Below are 20989 nucleotides of genomic sequence, written 5' to 3' on the forward strand. Positions count from 1 at the left end.
CGACACATTATATAAATTCACATAAGAATCAACAACTTACGAGACGTTTGACGTATCGTGCACCCCATCTTGGAAGGGTGATGGTCGTACACATGAACAAGCAGTTGGAGTGTTGCCGGTTGCGTTTGCCGGCGTTATCCGGGCCAGCATCGCCGGCGCGCGCGACGCGCTGGCCGGCCATGCTGGCGTTGTGCGCGTCGCTCGCGCTCGCGGGTTGCGGCGATCGCGGTACGGCAGCTGGCCCGGGTGCCGCCGCGGCGGCCGTCGAGGTCGGCGTCCAGACCCTCGCGCCGCAGCGGATCGACGAGCGCACGGCGCTGTCGGGGCGCCTGTCGGCGCTGCAGGTGTCCGACGTGCGGCCGCAGATCGGCGGGATCGTGCGCAAGCGGCTCTTTACCGAAGGTGCCGACGTCAAGGCCGGACAGGTGCTTTACCAGATCGATCCGGCGGCTTACCAGGCCACCTACGACCAGGCGCGCGGCACGCTTGCGAAGGCCGAAGCGACGCTCGCGTCGGCGAAGACGAAGGCCGCGCGCTACGCGCAGCTCGCGAAGATCGGCGCGGTCAGCGCGCAGGACAACGACGACGCGGTCGCGGCCGTGCGCGAGGACGAGGCCGACGTGCTGGCCGATCGCGCGTCGCTCGAATCGGCGCGCGTCAATCTCGGCTATACGCGGATCACCGCGCCGATCGCCGGGCGCATCGGCGCGTCGTCGGTGACCGAAGGCGCGCTGGTGACGGCCGACCAGACCACCGCGCTCGCGACCATTCAGACATACGACCGGATGTATCTCGACGTCACGCGCTCGAGCGCGGAATGGCTGCGACTGCGCAAGGCCTATGCATCGGGCCGCCTGCAGCGCGCCGGCGACGGCGCCATCGTGCGGCTCACGATGGAAGACGGCACGCCGTATCCGCATGACGGCGTGCTGCAGTTCTCCGGCATCACCGTCGACCAGACGACCGGATCCGTCACGCTGCGGATCATCTTCCCGAATCCCGACGGCGAACTGCTGCCGGGGATGTTCGTGCGCGCGCAACTCGACGAGGGCGTCGATGCGAATGCGCTGCTGGTGCCGCAGCTCGCCGTCACGCGCGCGTCGGACGGCACCGCGAGCGTGTGGGTCGTCGATGCGACCGGCCACGCGAAGCAGATAACCGTGCGCGCCGACAACGCCTATCGCGACCAGTGGATCGTGTCGAGCGGATTGAAGGCGGGCGATCGCGTGATCGTCGACGGCTTGCAGAAGGTGCAGGCCGGCACGGCGGTGCGCGTGGCGGCCGATACGCCGGCCGCGAAGTCGTAAGGAGGGCGCATGGCAGGATTCTTCATACAGCGCCCGATCCTCGCATGGGTGATCGCGATCGTGATCATGCTGATCGGCGCCGCCGCGACCACGACGCTGCCGGTCGAGCAGTATCCGACCATCGCGCCGCCGTCGGTGCGCGTGAGCGCGACCTATCCGGGCGCGTCGGCCGACACGGTGGCCAAGACCGTCACGCAGGTGATCGAGCAGAAGCTGTCCGGCATCGACAACCTGATGTACATGTCGTCGACGAGCAGCAACGCGGGGCAGGCGACGATCAACCTGACGTTCGCTCCCGGCACCAACGCCGACATCGCGCAGGTGCAGGTGCAGAACAAGGTGACGCAGGCATCGGCGTCGCTGCCCGAAACGGTCCAGGAACAGGGCGTGCAGGTCGCGAAGGCGTCCAGCAACTTCCTGATGATCGTTGCGCTGTCGTCGCCCGGCGGCACGCTGAACTCGATCGATCTCGGCAACGTAATCGCGACGCAGATCGAGGATCCGCTCACGCAGCTGACCGGCGTCGGCGACGTCACGCTGTTCGGCGCCGAGCACGCGATGCGGATCTGGCTGAACCCGGTCAGGCTGAAGAGCGTCGGGCTCACCGCGTCGGACGTGACGACCGCCATCACCAGCCAGAACGTGCAGTTGTCGGTCGGCGAGCTGGGCGGGGCGCCCGCGACGGATGCGCAGGCGATCAACGCGACCATCGCGTCGTCGAGCCTGCTGACCACGCCCGAACAGTTCGGCAACATCCTGCTGCGCGTCAATGCCGACGGCTCGAAGGTGCTGTTGAAGGACGTCGCGCGCATCGAGGTCGGCGGCGATTCGTACGATACGTCGTCGCGCAGCGACGGCAAGCCGGCCGCCGCGCTCGCGATCAAGCTGTCGACCGGCGCGAACGCGATGTCGACGGCGAAGAAGGTGCGCGCGAAGCTCGCCGAACTGCAGCCGCAGTTGCCGAAGGACGTCGCGATCAGCTATCCGTACGATTCGACGCCGTTCGTGAGGATCTCGATCGAGGAAGTCGTGAAGACGCTCTTCGAGGCCGTGATCCTGGTGTTCCTCGTGATGTACCTGTTCCTGCAGAACCTGCGCGCGACGCTGATCCCGACCATCGTCGTGCCGGTCGCGCTGCTGGGCACGCTGGGCGTGATGTCGGCGATCGGGTTCTCGATCAACGTGCTGTCGATGTTCGCGATGGTGCTCGCGATCGGGCTGCTGGTCGACGATGCGATCGTCGTCGTCGAGAACGTCGAGCGGATCATGGCCGACGAGAAGCTCGGGCCGAAGGCCGCGACGAAGAAGGCGATGGGGCAGATCACCGGCGCGCTCGTCGGCGTGACGACCGTGCTGACCGCCGTGTTCATTCCGATGGCGTTCTTCTCGGGCTCGACGGGCGCGATCTACCGGCAGTTCTCGGTGACGATCGTGTCCGCGATGGTGTTGTCCGTGCTGCTCGCGCTGACGCTGACGCCCGCGCTGTGCGCGACGCTGCTCACGCCCGCGTCGGCCGAGCAGCACGCGCGCCGCGGGTTCCTCGGCGCGTTCAACCGGATGTTCGAGAAAAGCAACGCGGGATACAGCGCGACGCTCGCACGCGTCGTCGCGAAGCCCGCGCGCTGGATGATCGCCTATGCGCTGGTCGCCGGCATCGTCGCGCTGCTGTTCGCGACGCTGCCGTCGTCGTATCTGCCGGAAGAGGACCAGGGCTCGATCATGGTGTCCGTGTCCGCGCCGGTCGGCACGCCGGCATCGGGCACGCTGAAGACGGTCCAGGCGGTCGAACAGTATTTCCTGAAGCAGCCGGCCGTCGCGCACGTCATGACGGTCAACGGGTTCAGCTTCAACGGCCAGGGGCAGAACAACGCGTTCGCCTTCGTGCAGCTCAAGGACTGGGGCCAGCGCGGCTCGAACGACAGCGCGCAGGCGGTGATCGATCGCGCGAACGCCGCGTTCGCGAAGCGTCGCGATGCGCAGATCTTCGTGATGAACCAGCCCGCGATCCAGGGGCTCGGCACGCAAAGCGGCCTCGACTTCGAGATCGAGGATCGTTCGGGCCAGGGGCACGACAAGCTGCTGAGCGCGCGCAACCGCTTCATGGCGCTGGCCGCGAAGGAGCCGTCGCTCGCGATGACGCGCCCGGCAGGCCTCGAGGACACGCCGCAGCTCTATGTCGACATCGACCGCGAGAAGGCCAGTGCGCTCGGGCTGTCGGTCTCGGATATCGACACGACGCTGTCGACCGCGTTCGGCTCGTCGTACGTGAACAACTACATCGATACCGGCCGGATCCAGAAGGTCTACGTGCAGGCCGACGCGCCGTACCGGATGATGCCGTCGGACATCGGGCAGTGGTATGTGCGCGCCGATTCATCGTCGTCTTCGACCTCTTCGTCGGGCACGTCGGCTTCGTCGACGACGACGTCCTACGACGGGCAGATGGTGCCGTTCTCGGCGTTCTCCAGCACGCGCTGGACCTTCGGCCCGCCGCAGATCGAACGCTACAACCGCGAGCTCGCGATGGAGATGAGCGCGCAGACGGCGCCCGGCGTCAGTACCGGCCAGGCGATGAAGGCGGTCGAGAAGGTCGCGCAGCAGTTGCCGAGCGGCTTCGGCATCGAATGGACGGGCCAGTCGTATCAGGAGGTGCTGGCCGGCTCGCAGGCGACCTACCTTTACGCGATCTCGCTGATCGTCGTGTTCCTGTGCCTGGCCGGGTTGTACGAAAGCTGGTCGGTGCCGCTCGCGGTGATCCTCGTGGTGCCGATCGGCGTGCTCGGCGCGCTGGCCGCCGCGCATCTTCGCGGGCTGTCGAACGACGTGTATTTCAAGGTCGGCTTGTTGACGACGATCGGCCTGTCGACGAAGAACGCGATCCTGATCGTCGAATTCGCGAAGGACCTGCAGGCGCAGGGGCGCGGGCTGCTCGACGCGACGCTCGAGGCCGCGCACCTGCGGTTGCGGCCGATCCTGATGACGTCGCTCGCGTTCGTGTTCGGCGTGCTGCCGCTCGTAATCAGCACCGGCGCCGGCTCGGCCGCCCGGCATGCGATCGGAACGGGCGTCGCGGGCGGGATGATCGCCGCGACGGTGCTCGCGATATTTTTCGTGCCGGTGTTTTTCATCGTCGTGCGCAGGCTGTTCAACGAACACGGCCACGACGGCGCGCGGCACGACGAGGAACAAGCATGAAACTGAAATGCCTGACGCTGGTTTGCGTTGCCGCGCTCGCCGCGTGCTCGCTCGACCCCGTCTATCAACGTCCGGCCGCGCCGATGGCCGGCGCATGGCCGAGCGGGTCGGCGTACGGCACCGCGTCCGCGCCGTCCGCGGCCAGCGGGGCCGCGACGCCGGTGGCGGCCGAAGTCGGCTGGCGCGATTTCTATCGCGATCCGCACCTGCGGAAGCTGATCGCGCTCGCGCTCGACAACAACCGCGACCTGCGCGTGGCCGCGCTTCAGGTCGCCGAATACGAAGCGCAGTACCGCATCACGCGCGCGGCGCTCGCCCCGTCGATCGACGCGACGGGATCGCTGTCGAATGCGCGCAGCGACGGCGCGACCACGCGGTCGAGCAGCGTGTCGGTCGGCACGACGTCGTGGGAGATCGACTTCTTCGGCCGCCTGCAAAGCCTGAAGCGGCAGGCGCTCGAGAACTACCTGTCGACCGATGCGTCGCGCGTGAGCACGCAGTTGTCGCTGGTCGCGACCGTCGCGACCGACTATCTGCAACTGCGCGCCGACGAGGCGATGCTCAAGATCACGACGGATACGGCGGCAGCCGACCAGCGCACCTACGACGTGACGGTTGCGATGCAGAAGATCGGCAGTGCGTCGCTGCAGGACGTGCGCGAGGCGCAGACGTCGCTCGCGAGCGCGAAGGCGAGCGTCGCGTCGTACACGCGGGCGGTCGCGCAGGACCGCAACACGCTCGCGGCGCAGATCGGCTGCGCGCTGCCGGACGATCTCGACTCGGGCCCGACGCTGTTCGACGGCGACGCGATGTTCGCGGACATCGGCGCCGGCGTGCCGTCCGACCTGCTGGCGCGCCGGCCCGACATCGAGGCCGCCGAACATACGCTGAAGGCCGCGAACGCGAACATCGGCGCCGCGCGCGCCGCGTTCTTCCCGAAGATCGCGCTGACGGCGACGGCCGGGACGGCCAGCACCGGCCTGGCGCAGCTGTTCAAGGCCGGCACCGGCGCATGGACGTTCGCGCCGTCGATCACGATGCCGATCTTCGATTACGGCAGCAACAAGGCATCGCTCGACGTTGCGCGGATCGAGAAGGACATCGACGTGGCGGACTACGAGAAGGCGATCCAGACCGCGTTCAAGGAAGTCGCCAATGCGCTGGCCGGGCGCGAGACCTATGTGACGCAGGTCGACGCCGATCGCGAGTACGTGCGATCCGCTCAGGATTACTACGATCTTGCGCAAGCGCGCTACCGGACCGGCACCGACAGCTTCCTCACGCTGCTGACCGCGCAACGAACGTTGTATACGGCGCAGCAGCAGCTCGTCACCGATCAACTGTCGAAGCTGTCGAATCTGGTGACGCTGTACAAGGTGCTCGGCGGCGGCTGGTCGGAAAGGGCCGACGGTGCGTCGCAAGCGGGCGACGCTCGGCATGTGTCAGGGCAGTCGTGAGCGAAGCGCGGAAGCTGCGAGCTTCAATCGATTGCCGGAAGTCGGGGGCGGCAGATGGCGGCCGTCTCCGGATGCAGTGCATTCACGACGTGACGTGTTTCGGTCCGCTCGCGGGCGGCATGCGGATTGTCGTGTTTGATTTCAGGAGAAAAGCACCATGAAGAAACGGATTCTCGCGTTGCTCGTTGCCGCCGGGATGTCTGGAACGTCGATCGGCGCGTCGGCGCAGCAGGGGCCCGGCGATGCGCCGGGCGGCCCCGGGGCGGACCGCGCCCGCGAGACGCGGCCGGATCGTGCGCCGGATCGCGACGGCGCGATGCGTGCGCGTCCCGACGCGCGGATGGACGCTGCGCGAGGCGACTGGCATCGCCGCGGCGGACGCGTGCCCCAGGACTATCGCGGTCCGAAGTATGTGGTCGACGACTGGCGCGGGCACGACCTTCAGCCGCCGCCGTCCGGCTATCAGTGGCTGCAGATCGATGGCGATTTCGTGCTGGCCGCGATGACGACCGGCGTGATCACGAGCATCCTCAGCGGCCCGCATCATTGAACGGACAAGGAGTGACATGAGAAACACGCTTGCACTGGCGGCATTGATTGCACTGGTTTCCGCGCTCAGCGGATGTTGCCTGTTGCCGTATTGCGGCGGCTGGGGCGGGCCGGGCGGCGGCCCCGGGGGCCCGGGCGGACAAGGCGGGCCGGGAGGCCCCGGCGGCGGCGGCGGCGGTGGGCCGCAAGGCGCGATCGTCGTGCCGCATCCGTCCGCGTTGAGCTGATCGATGCGATCCCCGGCGGCCGGCCGTGCCGCCGCCGGGCATGCAGCTGCCGTGTGTCGTCGGCGAAATCCAGCCGGCCGCTCACGATTTCCTTCAATGCGTCGCGCCAAGGCACCGCCGGAATCAGCGTGCTCCCGTGCGTCAAACCGTGACTCGTCATGCTCTATCGTTCCAGTCTGTCCCGCCGCGCGTTTCTGTCGTCCGTGTTGACGACGGGCGCTGCGCTCGGTTTCGCCATGCATGCCCGCCCCGGGGTCGCGGCGAACACGGGGGTGTGCGTGGCGAGTGCGGAGCAAGTCCTCGGCCCGTACTATCTCGACAAGCGCCTGATGCGGCGCGACATTCGCGAGCACAAGCCGGGCGTGCCGCTCGATCTTCGCTTCACGGTGATCGACGTGCGCGGCTGCGTGCCGCTGGCCGATGCGCTTGTCGACGTCTGGCAATGCGACGCGCTCGGCGTCTATTCGGGCTTCGGTCAGCTCTCGCATTCGGGGCCGCCCGCTGGACCGCTGCCCGGGCCGCCGCCGTCCGGCTTCGGTCCGGCCGGCGCGAATCATGGGCTACCGTCGGGCATGCCGCCGGCACCGCACCCGACCGACGCGTTGACGTTCTTGCGCGGGGTGCAGCCAACCGATCGGAACGGCATCGCACGTTTCGATTCGATCGTTCCCGGCGTATATCCGGGGCGAACGAATCACGTGCATTTCCGGGTCCGCTCGGCCGCGAACGCGTCGCATGGCGATCACGTCGCGCACATCGGGCAAGTGTTTCTTCCGGAAACGCTGATCGTGCCGTTGATGCGAGACGTCGCGCCGTATCGCGACAATCGCGTTGCCCGTGTCGCGCTGACCGACGATCCGGTCTACGCGAGCCAGCATGGCGCTCAAGCCGTTGCGCGCACGACGTTGGTGGACTCGCGCGATCCGGCACGCGGGGTCGTGGCGAATGTGATCGTGGCGATCGATCCGGGAGCGATGTCGCGCGAGCTTGGGTGACGGTGGCCTCCTCGGGTGAAAAGGGGAAACAGGCGCGGGCTTGCGCTGCGATGGCCGTCATCTTCCACCCGCCCATATCCGGTTCGATAGTGCCGGGTTGAGCCTGCGTCATCGACCATTCTCGCCGTGTCGACGGAGAGCCTGTCGGGTTCAGATCTACCGCCGGGCACCGCGATCGAACGTCGCGAAGGCATTCACGAAACTCGCGTCGTCCGATACGGGGTGGCGGTCGTGTTTGTCACGAATCCAGTGATTCGTATTCCTTATGTGCACATTGGACTTTGCCAAGGGCGATCATCACCTGGTCGACAGACGGCATCGCGCCCGGCTCGCCGATCGACAGCGCATTCGGCACGCCGCCGATGCCGCAGTGATGGCGCGACGTCGCGACGAAAATCATCACGGTCGGCCGCCGCAGCGCATGCGCCATGTGCACGAATCCGGTATCGACTCCCGCCACGAGCGCGGCCCGGCCGATCGCCGCGCCCAGTTCGCGCACCGACATCGCGGGCAGTACGACCGCGCCCGGCGCGCGTGCCGCGATGTCCCGCGCGTCGTCATGTTCGGCGGCCGATCCCCACGGCACCAGCACGCGCACGCCGCGCGCCATCATCTGCATGGCGAGCGCAGCCCAGTGATCGGCCGGCCATTTCTTGTCCGGATTGGAGGTGGCGTGAAACAGCAGCATGAACGGCGCGCCGTCGGTCACGGCGGCCGGCAGGCTCGTGTCCTGCGGCGCCACGATGCCGTATGCCGCGCCCCCTTCGGGGACATAGCCCAGCGCCTCGCCGGCGCTCACGCGCATCCCGTGCCATGCGTCGCAGTCCGGGCGCGGACCGAAGCGATGCGAATACGCGAAACGCGCGCCCGTCTCGCCGAGATCCTGCGTCTGATAGCCGACGCGGCGCGCAGCACGCGCGAGCACCGAGATGATCGCGCTCTTGTAGACGCCGTGCAGATCGATGACGGCGTCGTACCGGTGCGCGCGCAACGCGCCGATCGACGCGGAAATCGCCTTCAGGTCGCCGCGGTTCCGGCGCTTCTTGAACCGCCGCAGCGGCGCGCAGAGCACGTTGCCGACGCCCGGGTGCCAGCGCACGACTTCGGCACACGATTCGTCCACGGCCCAATCGACCGTCACGCCGGGAAATGCACGATGGAGGTCCGCGACGACCGGCAGCGTCTGGACGACGTCGCCGAGCGACGTCACCTTCACGATCAAAATGCGCTTCATTGCAATCATTGGTTTTACTTGCGGAATAACACGCCGAATACATTGACCCGGATGTCCGCGAGGTCGAATGGCCTCGACGGCTTGGGCGAGCGCGGGACGTTTCCGGCCTCGGCGGCGACTGTCGGAAGCCGGGGCAGGCTTCGCCGGGGGCCTACGCGAAGCTGCGTTCTTCTGAAGCGAAGTTCAGCGTTTGCGGCGTCCATGCGGTCAGAATGGTCCCGAGCACACTGATTTCACCGTCCGCGAGGTGTCCATCCGCCGATGCGACGGCGAGACACATCTCGATGATCCTCACGCGCAAATCGGGGTCGTCGATTTCCGCGAGTAGCGTTTCCAGCGTGGCGTGATCGAGATGGCCGGAAATGGCGCCGGACGAAACGTGGCTGATTGCCTGATCCTCGCATACCGTCTGGACGATTTGCGCAAACTCGGTCGACGCGATCCCGAACCTGCGTTCGGTCTCGAGTTTCTCGAGGAACCGTTCCTCGCTGGGATCGACGTGGCCGTCCGCGATCAGCACCAGCGCAACGATGCGTGCGGCTGCCTGGGCGCTGTTGCGGGGATAGGTTCTCATGCTGTTGCTCCTTTGCGGGATCGTTCCGCGTTGTTGAAGAGTCAACAGTTTCGACGGTTTGGGTGATCGGAAAAATCAGTTAATCCAATACTGAAACTTCGGAAAAACCGAAGTGAGGAGGGCGGTTCCGAATCCCGCCCGACCCTCGAGCGATCCCGCCGAACACGCGAATCCGGATCGCCGCCGGTGCCCGGCTCGATGACGCGGCGGGCGGTACTTCGGCAAACCGGCAGATCGCTCGAAACCGGCGCGGATTGGCATGATTCGTGCGTGACATGGTTGCTGGGTCGTCGGAACATTTCCGCGGCAGTCAACCGGTCGGGAAGGGGACACATATGTACCAGACGGAGGAAATCACGATCGATATCGTCATTTTCGACGGATGCAAGGCACTGGAGGCAATCGGTGCATTGAGCGTTTTTCATTATGCAAACCTGCATCTGCAGCGCCGGCGTATCGATGGCCGCTACGATGTCCAGTTGGTATCGACCAAGCGCGGCCCTTGCGTGACCGATACGGGTGTTCCGCTGTACGCGACAAAGATGCTGAGTCGCCTCTCGCTTCCCCACACGGCCATGATCGTCGGCGCGTGGTCGATCGAACAGGCGCTCGACCGTGCACATGAGATTGTCGAGTGGGTCGAGGCTGCGTTCGACCGTCTGGAACGGCTGGCGGCGTTGTGCTCCGGCGCGTTCTTTCTCGCCGCCGCGGGCCTTCTCGATGGTGTCCGGGCGACGACGCACTGGGCAGTCGCGGATGCGTTGCGCGCCCGGTATCCTGCCGTGCGCGTCGATACGGACTGCATTTTCATTCACGCGGGCAAACTCTGGACGTCGGCAGGCGTCACAGCCGGAATCGATCTGGCCTTGGCGCTCGTCGAAGCGGATTTCGGCCGCGACGTGGCGCTCGATGTGGCGCGCGACCTCGTCGTATTTCTGAAGCGGCCGGGTGGGCAATCGCAGTTCAGTTCGCACCTGATGAGCCAGACGACGCACCACCCCAGCATCAGGGACATTCAGGACTGGATGCTGGAGAACTGCCAGAAGGAGCTGAGCGCGTCTCAAATGGCGGATCGACTTTCGATGAGCGTGCGGAGCTTCAACCGTTGCTTCAAGAAGGAAACGGGCATGACGCCATCCGGATTCCTGACGCGTATCCGTATCGAAGCCGCCCGCCGGATGCTTGAAGAAGGGCGTCTGCCGGCCAAGACCGTCGCGGCAAACGCCGGCTTCAAAACCTACGAGACGATGAGGAAAGCATTCCAGAGCGCGCTCAACGTGACGCCGCTCGAATACCGCGAGCGTTTCGGCGCAGTGCAGCGTCATGGTGACGGCAACGTGCGCCGAAGCCCGTGATACGTCGTCGAGCCGGGACGGGAACCCGCTCGACGCCGTATTTCCGGCGCGGATATAAACGTCGAATACTGGCCGATGTCACATCGAGCGCGTCACGCGGGTTTGAAACAGTAAACCGCGAGCTTGTTGCCGTCCAGGTCGCGGACATAGGCCGCATAGGCGTTGGGTGCCCAGTCGCGAGGGCCGGCCGCGCCTTCGTCCTTGGCGCCGGCAGCCAGCGCGGCATCATGGAAGGTGTGAATCGAATCGCGATCCGGTGCTTCGAATGCCACGGTGACACCGTTGCCGATAGTCGCCTGCTGACCGTTCACGGGTTTCAAGACGAAAAAGGACGGTGCGTCTTTCCCCCAGATCGAACCATTTTCGCCGAGGTCGGTGATGCGTTTCAGTCCGATCTCGCCGAGAACGGTATCGTAAAAGCCGCGAGCGGCATCGAGATTGTTGGTGCCGACAGTGACATGCGTGAAGATGGCCATGATGTTCCTTTTGCGTCGTTGGGAGTGGAAAGGCGATTCATGGAGCGCGGGGAAGGGCGAGTACGATTCCCCTGGCCACATGCGGTGATCGACGAAGTTTTTCAGCCGGGGCGGAGCGTCTCCGAGTGGTGGCGGATATGGTCGCCGATGAAGCTCTGTATGAAGTAGTACCCATGGTCATAACCCGGGTGACGACGCAAGGTCAGCGGCTGGCCGGCCTTCGCGCAGGCGGCTTCGAACACGTCCGGGTTCAGCTGGTTGGGGAGGAACTGGTCGGCGAGACCCTGATCGACGAGGATGCCGTCCGCGAACTTCGGCGCATCCGCGCGCGCGACGAGTTCGCTCGCATCGTGCTGCTTCCACGCTTCGCGATCGGCGCCGAGATAACCGGAGAACGCTTTTTCGCCCCACGGGCAGCGCGTCGGCGCGGCGATCGGCGCGAACGCCGACACCGACCGGTACAGGCCCGGGTGACGCAGCGCGAGCGTCAGCGCGCCGTGCCCGCCCATCGAATGCCCGAAGATCCCGAGCCGCGCGCCGTCGATCGGCAGTTCCGCCGTGACGAGTTCGCGCAGCTCGCCCGTCACGTACGACTCCATCCGGTAATGCGCGGACCACGGCGCCTCGGTCGCATCGACATAGAAACCCGCGCCGACCCCGAAGTCCCACGCATCGGTCTCGCCCGGCACGCCCGCGTCGCGCGGGCTCGTGTCGGGCATCACGAGCGCCACGCCGTGCTGCGCCGCATGCGGCTGCGCGCCGCCCTTGATCGCGAACGTCTCCTCCGTGCAAGTGAGCCCCGCGAGATAGAACAGCGCCGGCACGCGGTCGTGTGCCGCCTGCGGCGGCAGGTACACCGAGAACTTCATCGGCAGGCCGATCGTCGTCGAATCGTGACGATAGAAGCGCTGCTCGCCGCCGTGGCAAGCATGCGATGAAACGAGTTCGAGCATCGTCGTGTGCCTCCTGTCAGTACAACACGACCGAGCGGATCGATTCGCCCCGCTTCATCAGGTCGAAGCCGTCGTTGATCTTCTCGAGCGGCAGCGTGTGCGTGATCAGGTCGTCGATGTTGATCTTGCCTTCCATGTACCAGTCGACGATCTTCGGCACGTCGGTGCGGCCGCGCGCGCCGCCGAACGCCGAGCCTTTCCACTCGCGGCCCGTCACCAGCTGGAACGGACGCGTGCCGATTTCCTCGCCCGCCGCCGCCACGCCGATGATGAACGACTGGCCCCAGCCCTTGTGCGTGCACTCGAGCGCCTGGCGCATCAGCTTCACGTTGCCGACGCACTCGAACGAGTAGTCCGCGCCACCGTCGGTCAACTGCGCGATGTGGTCGACGACGTTGCCGACCTCGTTCGGGTTGATGAAGTGCGTCATCCCGAACTTCTTCGCGAGTTCGACGCGCTTCGGGTTGATGTCGACGCCGATGATCTTGTCCGCGCCGACCATCTTCGCGCCCTGGATCACGTTCAGCCCGATCCCGCCGAGACCGAACACGACCACGTTCGCGCCCGCCTCGACCTTCGCCGAGTACACCACCGCGCCGACGCCGGTCGTCACGCCGCAGCCGATGTAGCAGATCTTGTCGAACGGCGCATCCTCGCGCACCTTCGCGACCGCGATCTCCGGCACCACGATGTAGTTCGAGAACGTCGACGTGCCCATGTAGTGGAACAGCGGCTTGCCGTCGAGCGAGAAGCGCGACGTCGCGTCGGGCATCAGGCCCTTGCCCTGCGTCGCGCGGATCTTCTGGCACAGGTTGGTCTTGCGCGACAGGCAGAACTTGCACTCGCGGCATTCCGGCGTGTACAGCGGAATCACGTGGTCGCCCTTGCGCACGGTGCCGACGCCGGGGCCGATGTCGACCACGACGCCCGCGCCTTCGTGGCCGAGGATCGCCGGGAAGATCCCTTCCGGATCCGCGCCCGACAGCGTGTAGTAGTCGGTGTGGCAGATGCCCGTGGCCTTCACCTCGATCAGCACCTCGCCCGCGCGCGGGCCGTCCAGATCGACTTCCTCGATCGTCAGCGGCGCGCCCGCCTTCCATGCAATCGCTGCTTTCGTCTTCATGTTCTCTCGTCGCCCAAGTCAATGATTGAGACGACGCCATGATTGTCGATTGCCGCGAGGATGGCGCGCTTGAGACGGGTTTTGGCGCAAATGCTGTGCAAGTTGTCCAAACCGAAGTGGGTTCCGGGTTGTCCGTCGACCGAAGGGCGATTCGTCAGGGTTTCCCGAATCCGCGGTTGACGCCGGAGCCGATCCCGTTGTCGCAATTCGGGAAAAATTCCCGTCCGACGTCGTTGTCAACCGATTCTTCGAGCGTTACCTTGCTCGAACGGCGCGAATTCTCGCGGCGCAGCGCTTTCAAAACAAGGAGTACATCGATGCGGGAGACACGATTTCAAATCAGGACGACGCGGCATTTCCGCGCTTTCTTCGCCGCGCCTTCGGTCATTGCCGCCGCAACGCTCTCGCTCGCAACGACCGCGGCTTATGCGGTCACGCCGACTGCCTATGTGACGAGCGAGAAGGCCGGTGTCGGCGTGATCGATCTGGGCAGCATGACATTGACGAAGACGCTACCGGTGGGCACCGACGGCCCGCGCGGCCTGAGCTTGAGCGCGGATGGCGCGCTGCTTCTGGTGGCCAACAAGAATACCGGCGATCTGGCCGTCATCGACACGGCATCGGGGCAGGTCGTGCGGCGCGTGAAGATCGGCAAGAATCCCGAATATGTGCGCGTGCACAACGGCTACGCGTACGTGACCTACGAGCCTGCGGGGTCGGGAGGGCCTGCTGCGGGAACCGGCCGAGCGGGCGCAGCCGGCGATGACGACGCCGACAGCCCCCCTGCGGAAATTGCGATCGTCGACATGAAGCGTTGGCAGGTGGTCCGTTCGGTGACGAGCGGCCACGAAACCGAGGGGATCGAGTTTTCGCGCGACGGCAACACGATGCTGGTGACCAACGAGGGGGACGATACCGTTTCGGTTTATCACGCCCGGACGGGCGCGCCGATTCGAACCGTAAAACTCGCGAAAGGCGGCCGTCCGCGCGGTATCCGGCTGTCGCCCGACGGCAAGCGCTACATCGTCACGCTGGAATCGTCGAACAAGTTCGTCGTGATCGACGCGCGCACGCTTCAGGTCACGAAGACGGTCGATACGAAGCTGGGGCCGTACGGCGTGGCGTTCGGCCCCGACGGCAAGCGGCTCTTCGTCGCTGCGGCGCGAGACAAGACGATCCAGGTCTTCGACGGCAACAGCTACGCGCATGTTGCCGACGTTCCGGTCGGCCAGCGGTGCTGGCATTTCAGTTTCACGCCGGACGGCGCGAAACTGCTGGCGGCATGCGGGCGATCCGACGCGGTCTACGTGCTCGATGCGCAAAACTACCAGCCGATCAAGCAGATCGACGAATTGCCGCTTGCGTGGGGCATCGTCACGTATCCGCATAGCGACGGCTCGATCGAATCGCATTGACCGTTTCCCCCGGGTGTCCCGTTCCGCCGATTCACGAACGAGGTCGAGCCGGCCTGCAGTCGATGCGATGCGGCTGCGGGCCGGCGGCTTGGCGTAGCGATCTACGCGCGTTGCACTATTTCCACGCGTAGCGCAAACCGACCCAGAAGCTGCGCGGCGCGCCCGGCCCGATGAATTGCTCGTTGGTCGGGTTCGCACCGTCGAACGCATGGCCGGGGCCGCTGAAGAAGTTCTGTCCGAGCGTGCCGAAGCTGGCATAGCGTTTGTCGAGCAGGTTCTCGACGTTCGCGAAAATCAGGATCTGCTTGGTCAACTGGTACGAGGTGTTCAGATCGACCAGCAGATAGCCGCTGATCTTGCCGTTGACGTCCTGATTGTTTTCGTCGCCCTGAGCATAGATGCTGCCGCGCCAGGTCAGGTTGGTGCCGATGTTCCAGCGCGGGGTGGCCGCGTAATCGAGTCGCAGCTTGACCGTGTTTGCCGGAATGCCGGGAATGTGGTTGCCCGGCTTGACGGCGATGTTTCCGTTCGCGTCCGCGCTGGAGTTGCTCGGGCTGCTTTCGGTCCAGCCCGACCGGTAGGTGGCGTCGACGTAGTTGTAACTGGCGGTGACGGCGAGCGGCCCGATCTGGCTGTGCCCCGACAGTTCGAAGCCCTGCCGGCGCGTGCGGCCGACGTTCTGGAAAAAGCCCTGGTTGCTGGCCGCGCCGTTGCTGCTGATGAACTGTATGTCGTTGTCGAGCGTCGTGCTGTATGCCGCGGCGCTCCAGGACGTGTTCTGGCCGATTCGACCGCGTGCGCCGATTTCGACGGTCTTCGAGATCACGGGCTGGAGCGGTGGGTCCGACACGAAATCGTTCGGCAGCGAGCAGGGGGCGGCCGGATCGGCGCAGGTCAGTTCGATGGCGGTCGGCGAGCGCATGCCTTCGTTATACGTCGCGTAGGCCGTAAAGGCCGCGGTCGGATTCCAGTTGATGCCGATCGCCGGATTGAAGCGGGAAAAAACATGGTGGCCGTCGAGTTGCGGCTGCATGCCGCTCGCGTCGCCTATCGTGGCTTCCGCCCAGTTGTAGCGTCCGGCGAATGTCAGCGACCATTGCGGGGTGAGCGACAGGGTGTCTTCCAGATAAATGCCGTAGCTGCCGTTGCGGGTCTTCGCCGCGGTCTGCTGCTCGAAATCACCGATACCGATCGTCGCGCGTGAGGCGGTGAATACGGCATCCTGCGACGATTCGGTGTATCGGGAGTGTGCAAAGTCGGCGGATACGCCCGCGACGAGCTGATTTTCCATCCCGCCGAGTTTGCCCAACAGGGTGAGCTGCAGATTCGCGCCATAGCTGTCGGTCGAGATGACCGACTTCTCGTTCGTCGCCTGGGTCGTATCGACGTCGCCGTCGTCTTCGACGGTTCCGAAATCCGCATTGGTGTTGCTGCTGACATTGCTGTTGCGGAAGTGCCGGTAATACAGGTTGCCGCTCAATTCGACGTGATCGTTGAAGTAGTGGTCGCCCGACAGCGTCACGTAGCCGGCGCTGTTCAGATTCTGGTCGGGGTACGTATAGGGTTGCTTCGGATTACCCAGAAAGGACCGTGGAATCGTCTGCGTGCCGTGGAGATCGTTGTCCGCGCCGCCGGCCGACAGCGACAACGTCGTATCGGCGTCAGTATAGCGAATTTTTCCGAAGATCTGCCGCACGCGGCTGGCGTTCTGTTCCGCCCAGCCGTTGTCGTTGGTCACGTTGCCGGTCAGGTAGTAGTCGAGGTTCTGCCCGATGGTGCCGCCTTGCTCGATCTGCGCGGTCTTGCGGCCCCAGGAGCCCAGCGTGACCTCGGCCGCGCCGCCGGGGCTCGTTCTGCCGTTCTTCGTCGTGATCGACAGTGCGCCACCGAGCGTGTTGAGTCCGTAGGTCGGATTCGAACCGGGAATCAGCTGGATCGTGTCGATGGCCTGTTGCGGAAGCAGATCCCAGTTGACCACGTCGCCGAACGGCTCGTTGACGCGGACGCCGTCGACGAACACCGAGATGCCCTGCGGCGTGCCGAGCAACGGCGACGCGGTGAAGCCGCGATAATTGACATTGACCTGATACGGATTGCCTTGCGCATCGGCGACGTCGACGCTCGGCAGGTTCTTCGCCAGGTAATCGGTGAGCGTGTTGCGGTGCTGCCGGTCGAGATCGCGCGCGCGAACCGTTTGAACGTTGAGCGGCACTTGCGCCAGCGGGGTGCCGATACCGAGCAGCGGCGTCGTGCCGACCACGACGATCGGCGCGAGTTCGATCGAACCGGTGTCGGCGTTCGAACCCGACGGCGCGACAGACGACGTTGCCGACTGGGCCCATGCGCCGGTGGACAGACTCGCCAGCGCGCCTCCGAGGCACAGGGTGAATCCGGCACGTCGCCGGAAGCGATGGATCCGGACCAGGTCCGGCAACGGGGCGGTATTGCGCTGGCGGGATGGCGTGCTCATTGCTTCAACTCCTGTCGGCGTGATGCGATCTTCGCTGGCGAAGTCGTGTTTTGGTGTAGGTGGCGTGTTCTTTTCAAGTGTGCAAAGCTTCACACATACCGCGACGAAAAAGCCCGGGAGCTTTTCCCGATATCGTTGGGAAGCGTTCCCAATGCACGCCACGGGCGTTGTGCGCGGTCAGCCAAAATGGAAGGCCAACGTGATGCGACGCAATTCTTCCCGTTCATCTTCTGCGCGCCGCGCGTCGCCGAGTTCGTCGGCGCGGCGAGACCTCGTATGGGTCATCGCGCTGACGGTGCTTGCCGCGGCGCTCGGTTCGATATTCGATGTCAGCGAACTGGCCTATCGCTGGACGCGAGGCCTCGAACGCTTTCAGCTCGACGAATTGCCCGGTTCGTTGTGCGTGTTGTCGATCGGGCTCGCCTGGTTCGCGTGGCGACGCTATCGCGAGGTCGTGCACGAACTGGGTCGACGCCGCGAGCTGGAAGCGCAGACCGAACGCCTGCTCTCGGACAATCGGCGGCTTGCCGGTCAGGCGCTGCAGGCGCGCGAGCTCGAATGCCGCCATCTGGCGCGTGAGCTGCACGACGAACTGGGTCAATACCTGAATGCGATCTCGCTCGATGCCGCGCGCATCCGCGATTTGTCCGGCGAGCGGGAGCCGGAAATTCATCGCATCTCGCTCGGCCTGATTCGCAGCGCGAGCCTCGTTTATCGGCAGATCGGCGGAATGATCCGGCGTTTGCGTCCGATCGGCCTCGACGAGTTCGGTTTGCCGAGCGCGCTCGAACAGTGTGTCGACGACTGGCGCGAACGGCTGCCGGATGCGTCGTTCTCGCTGGCGATCGAAGGCGAATTCACCGGACTGAGCGACGCGCTGACGATCACGCTATACCGGCTCGTGCAGGAGGGGCTGACCAACGTTTCGAAGTTTGCCCGCGCGTCCCGCGTGGAAGTGTTTATGGTGCGCACGCCGAGCGAGGCCCTCGGCAGCGGGATGGCGGACGAAATCGTCGTGACGGTGAGCGACGACGGGCCCGGCGTCGATCTCGGGCAGCCGCGCGGCGGGCTCGGGCTGATCGGCATGCGTGAGCGCGTCGAGGCGCTCGGCGGCGAATTTCATGCGGCGAGCCAACCGGGGCAAGGCTTCTTGTTCTGCGCGCGCGTGCCGGCTCATGCCGGGGTGGCTCACGCGAAGGATGCCGCGCCCGCGAATTGAAGCCCGAGGCGACTCGCCATCTGGGCGAGCTGGACGCTGTTGTCGGCGCCGAGTTTCTGCCGGATCATCGACTGATGATTGGCGACAGTCTTCTGGCTCAGCCCCAGTTTCTCGGCGATGCTCGGCAACGTAAAGCCTTGCACGAGCAGGCGCAGCACCTCGAACTCGCGCGCGGACAACTGCCGCCCGGGCGGCCCTTCGCTGAATGCATTGCGAAGGGCAAGCGCCTGCGTGATGTCCGGGCTCAGGTAGCCAACGCGCCGGGCGATCGTGCGAACGGCTTCCACGAGCACGTCCGGCGCGCTGGCCTTGGTCACGTAGCCGAGCGCGCCTGCGTCGAGCGCGCGGCGTACAAAAATCGCTTCCTCGTGCACGCTGAACATCAGCACGCGGGCACCCGGCTCGCGCGCGAGCATGCGCCGCATGGCTTCGATGCCGCTCGCGCCCGGCAACGACACGTCCATCACGACGACATCCGGGCGCAGCATGCAGAAGCGCTGATAGGCTTGCGCCGCGTCGGCCGCCTCGCCGCATACGGATACGTCGGAATTCAGTTCGAGCAGGCGCCGGTAGCCCTCGCGCACCACGGCGTGATCGTCCACGAGCAACACGGAGATATCGCACGCCGTCATCGTGAGTCCACCGCCTGGCGAGCGGCCCGCTTGCGCGAGCTGGCGTCGCTGCGAAACAGGATGGGCTGCACGGGCGGCGCGATCGCGTCGGCTGCCCGTCGCACGACGTCGACCGCCACGGCGTGCTTCGACGTGCCGAGTACCTTGATCTTCATGCGATGCAGCGCGCGACGCGCGCGTCGTGAACGGGTGAGAGGAACAGCGAGGCCGGCGTGAACGACACGCGGCGTCCGTCGCGAGTGCGCAGTGCATCAACCGTCGGCGGCATCGGCGGAGAATCGGGATCTGTCATGGCAACTTCCTCGCGAGACGAACGTCGCGCGCGGTCGGGATGAAAAAAGCCTGCATGATGCGCGCGGCGGCGCGCTGCCACGAACGTATCGGCGGCCACGGTAGCCGGTGGATGGCTACGCGTGCCCCGGTGCGCGGATGCATCAGCAGGAAAACCGTCGATCCGGGCAATGCGCGGCGCTGGCCTGGGCGCGCCGCGGCAGGAAGGCCGCGGGCCGAACAACGTATGGGCACGCGCGGCGTGTGGGCCGTCAATGGGTTCATGCGAAGCGGATCGATGAGCGAGAAATGCATGGCGCATTCTGAGCAAGCTTCGTGCCGGTTCGACGTCGTGACGGCCGGGCACATGCGGAATGAACTGCATATTGCCGGCCCGACGTTCGCCGGATCGGGACAAACGATCGTGGTTCCGGCGGGAGCCTGCGCCGGACGCGCGGCGCAACAGGCCTTGTGCGTCGCACAGGTTGTGCGTGACGCCGGAGCAGAGTGTTGCACGCCGCCGCATGGATTTGACGCATCTCCGTGCGCATCTGTCTTTCCGCGCTTGGCATGGATTTTGTATGAATTGCGCGAGGCAGGGAGACGGAAGAACGATGCCGAACGGCTTGCCATCGGCGAGCGGGGAACGGGCGGACAACGCGGTTAATCCGAAGCGAGGACAGCGCTCATGTGGGTCGTCAAGATCGGTGGGGGCTTGAGTCACGAGCCGGCGTTGCGCCGGTGGCTGACCGAGCTGTGCGAAATTGGCGGCGGGCGCGTCGTGATCGTGCCCGGCGAAGCGGATTTTGCGGACCAGGTACGGCAATATCAGAACGAGTGGCGCTTCGACGATCTGGCTGCCCACAACATGTGTCTTCTCGCGATGACGCAGTACGCGTTTCTGATGCGGGGCGTATCGCCCGAACTGGTGCTCGCCACGAGCGAAGCGAAGATCCGCCGCACGCTGCGCGACGGCCATGTTGCCGTATGGGTGCCGATCGCGCTGATACGCGAAACGCCGGACGCGATGAGTACCTGGGACACGACTTCCGACAGCCTCGCCGCGTGGCTCTCCACGATGCTCAATGCGGAACGCCTGTTCGTGGTGACGTCGCGGCTGATCGCCGACGGCGAGCCGCTGGAGACGCTGGCCGCGGCAGGCGTGATCGACCGGCGCTTCGTCGATTACGTGCGCGATGCCAATTACGTCGTCGAAGTGCTCGACAAGAACGACATCGAATTGATGCAGGATCGGCTGCTGAACACACCGATGCTGTAGCGCCCCGCAGGATGCGCGGCGCGTCGCCATTTGCGCGTGGCGGCGGCGGTCGATCCGGTGGCGCCGCAAGCCGCCTCCCGGCCGCGACGGGCCGGGAGAAGTGCGTGACGCACGCGGGAAAGGCCGCGTTTCGCGGCCCCCTGCGGGTTCAGCGCGTGGCGATATACATCGTGACCTCGAACCCGAAGCGCAGATCGGTATAGCTCGGTGTCGTCCATTGCATAGCTGCTTCCTCCATGTGTCTATGTACCGCATCGTG

At 65.6% G+C, this 20989-nt stretch carries 20 protein-coding genes; 11 read left to right on the plus strand and 9 right to left on the minus strand.

Features of this window, described 5'->3' with window-relative positions; translation table 11 throughout:
* The first annotated feature begins 179 nt into the window (after positions 1-179).
* From DCN14_RS34425 to DCN14_RS34450, 6 genes are all read left to right on the plus strand, one after another.
* A complete protein-coding gene (locus DCN14_RS34425) occupies positions 180-1307 on the plus strand; it encodes an efflux RND transporter periplasmic adaptor subunit (protein ID WP_143331700.1) in 1128 nt (375 codons plus the stop codon).
* A gap of 9 nt (positions 1308-1316) precedes the next feature.
* Positions 1317-4502, plus strand: a complete 3186-nt coding sequence (locus DCN14_RS34430; protein ID WP_096506968.1) for an efflux RND transporter permease subunit — start codon at positions 1317-1319, stop codon at positions 4500-4502.
* Positions 4499-5959 carry an efflux transporter outer membrane subunit gene (locus tag DCN14_RS34435; protein ID WP_096506967.1) on the plus strand — a complete coding sequence of 487 codons (1461 nt, stop codon included), beginning with the start codon at positions 4499-4501 and terminating at the stop codon, positions 5957-5959. The genes DCN14_RS34430 and DCN14_RS34435 overlap by 4 nt, the downstream gene beginning before the upstream one ends.
* 157 nt (positions 5960-6116) lie before the next feature.
* A complete protein-coding gene (locus tag DCN14_RS34440) occupies positions 6117-6509 on the plus strand; it encodes an RcnB family protein (RefSeq protein ID WP_096506966.1) in 393 nt (130 codons plus the stop codon).
* 16 nt (positions 6510-6525) lie between these two features.
* A complete protein-coding gene (locus tag DCN14_RS34445; protein ID WP_096506965.1) occupies positions 6526-6735 on the plus strand; it encodes a hypothetical protein in 210 nt (69 codons plus the stop codon).
* A gap of 158 nt (positions 6736-6893) precedes the next feature.
* Positions 6894-7730 carry an intradiol ring-cleavage dioxygenase gene (locus DCN14_RS34450; RefSeq protein WP_096506964.1) on the plus strand — a complete coding sequence of 279 codons (837 nt, stop codon included), beginning with the start codon at positions 6894-6896 and terminating at the stop codon, positions 7728-7730.
* Between the two features lie 238 nt (positions 7731-7968).
* On the opposite strand, the gene waaC is transcribed toward DCN14_RS34450, so the two are convergent.
* Positions 7969-8964 carry a lipopolysaccharide heptosyltransferase I gene (gene waaC / locus DCN14_RS34455; protein ID WP_096506963.1) on the minus strand — a complete coding sequence of 332 codons (996 nt, stop codon included), beginning with the start codon at positions 8962-8964 and terminating at the stop codon, positions 7969-7971.
* Positions 8965-9115: 151 nt separating this feature from the next.
* Positions 9116-9538 carry a TerB family tellurite resistance protein gene (locus DCN14_RS34460; RefSeq protein WP_096506962.1) on the minus strand — a complete coding sequence of 141 codons (423 nt, stop codon included), beginning with the start codon at positions 9536-9538 and terminating at the stop codon, positions 9116-9118.
* Positions 9539-9873: 335 nt separating this feature from the next.
* On the opposite strand from DCN14_RS34460, the gene DCN14_RS34465 reads away from it, so the two are divergent.
* A complete protein-coding gene (locus tag DCN14_RS34465) occupies positions 9874-10893 on the plus strand; it encodes a helix-turn-helix domain-containing protein (protein ID WP_096506961.1) in 1020 nt (339 codons plus the stop codon).
* Between the two features lie 92 nt (positions 10894-10985).
* On the opposite strand, the gene DCN14_RS34470 is transcribed toward DCN14_RS34465, so the two are convergent.
* The 3 genes from DCN14_RS34470 to DCN14_RS34480 all read right to left on the minus strand — a co-directional run bounded on the left by DCN14_RS34470 (position 10986) and on the right by DCN14_RS34480 (position 13445).
* Positions 10986-11369, minus strand: a complete 384-nt coding sequence (locus DCN14_RS34470; RefSeq protein WP_096506960.1) for a VOC family protein — start codon at positions 11367-11369, stop codon at positions 10986-10988.
* Positions 11370-11470: 101 nt separating this feature from the next.
* Positions 11471-12322: an S-formylglutathione hydrolase gene (gene fghA / locus DCN14_RS34475; RefSeq protein WP_096506959.1), complete on the minus strand. Its 852-nt coding sequence runs from the start codon at positions 12320-12322 to the stop codon at positions 11471-11473.
* Positions 12323-12338: 16 nt separating this feature from the next.
* Positions 12339-13445, minus strand: a complete 1107-nt coding sequence (locus tag DCN14_RS34480) for an S-(hydroxymethyl)glutathione dehydrogenase/class III alcohol dehydrogenase (RefSeq protein ID WP_096506958.1) — start codon at positions 13443-13445, stop codon at positions 12339-12341.
* Positions 13446-13762: 317 nt separating this feature from the next.
* Between DCN14_RS34480 and DCN14_RS34485 the strand changes: the two genes are divergently transcribed.
* A complete protein-coding gene (locus DCN14_RS34485) occupies positions 13763-14860 on the plus strand; it encodes a beta-propeller fold lactonase family protein (RefSeq protein WP_096506957.1) in 1098 nt (365 codons plus the stop codon).
* A 115-nt stretch (positions 14861-14975) separates the two neighbouring features.
* On the opposite strand, the gene DCN14_RS34490 is transcribed toward DCN14_RS34485, so the two are convergent.
* Positions 14976-17330, minus strand: a complete 2355-nt coding sequence (locus tag DCN14_RS34490) for a TonB-dependent receptor (RefSeq protein WP_096506956.1) — start codon at positions 17328-17330, stop codon at positions 14976-14978.
* Between the two features lie 202 nt (positions 17331-17532).
* Between DCN14_RS34490 and DCN14_RS34495 the strand changes: the two genes are divergently transcribed.
* Positions 17533-18549: an ATP-binding protein gene (locus tag DCN14_RS34495; protein ID WP_096506955.1), complete on the plus strand. Its 1017-nt coding sequence runs from the start codon at positions 17533-17535 to the stop codon at positions 18547-18549.
* Here the strand turns inward: DCN14_RS34495 and DCN14_RS34500 are convergent.
* Positions 18519-19181, minus strand: coding sequence for a response regulator transcription factor (locus tag DCN14_RS34500; RefSeq protein WP_096506954.1), 663 nt, complete (start codon positions 19179-19181; stop codon positions 18519-18521). The genes DCN14_RS34495 and DCN14_RS34500 overlap by 31 nt on opposite strands.
* Positions 19178-19336: a hypothetical protein gene (locus DCN14_RS38205; RefSeq protein WP_162826279.1), complete on the minus strand. Its 159-nt coding sequence runs from the start codon at positions 19334-19336 to the stop codon at positions 19178-19180. The genes DCN14_RS34500 and DCN14_RS38205 overlap by 4 nt, the downstream gene beginning before the upstream one ends.
* Positions 19337-19512: 176 nt before the next feature.
* Here DCN14_RS38205 and DCN14_RS39080 point away from each other — a divergent pair, with 176 nt between their 5' ends.
* Positions 19513-20118 (plus strand): hypothetical protein, encoded by a 606-nt coding sequence (locus DCN14_RS39080; protein WP_143331699.1) that lies wholly within the window; start codon positions 19513-19515, stop codon positions 20116-20118.
* A 21-nt stretch (positions 20119-20139) separates the two neighbouring features.
* Positions 20140-20730, plus strand: coding sequence for an aspartate kinase (locus DCN14_RS34510; RefSeq protein ID WP_096506953.1), 591 nt, complete (start codon positions 20140-20142; stop codon positions 20728-20730).
* Positions 20731-20878: 148 nt separating this feature from the next.
* Here the strand turns inward: DCN14_RS34510 and pqqA are convergent, their stop codons facing one another.
* A complete protein-coding gene (gene pqqA, locus DCN14_RS34515; RefSeq protein ID WP_096507079.1) occupies positions 20879-20953 on the minus strand; it encodes a pyrroloquinoline quinone precursor peptide PqqA in 75 nt (24 codons plus the stop codon).
* Positions 20954-20989 lie beyond the last annotated feature (36 nt).

It is taken from the genome of Burkholderia sp. IDO3 (assembly GCF_003366075.1).
Classification (GTDB): Bacteria; Pseudomonadota; Gammaproteobacteria; order Burkholderiales; family Burkholderiaceae; genus Burkholderia; species Burkholderia anthina.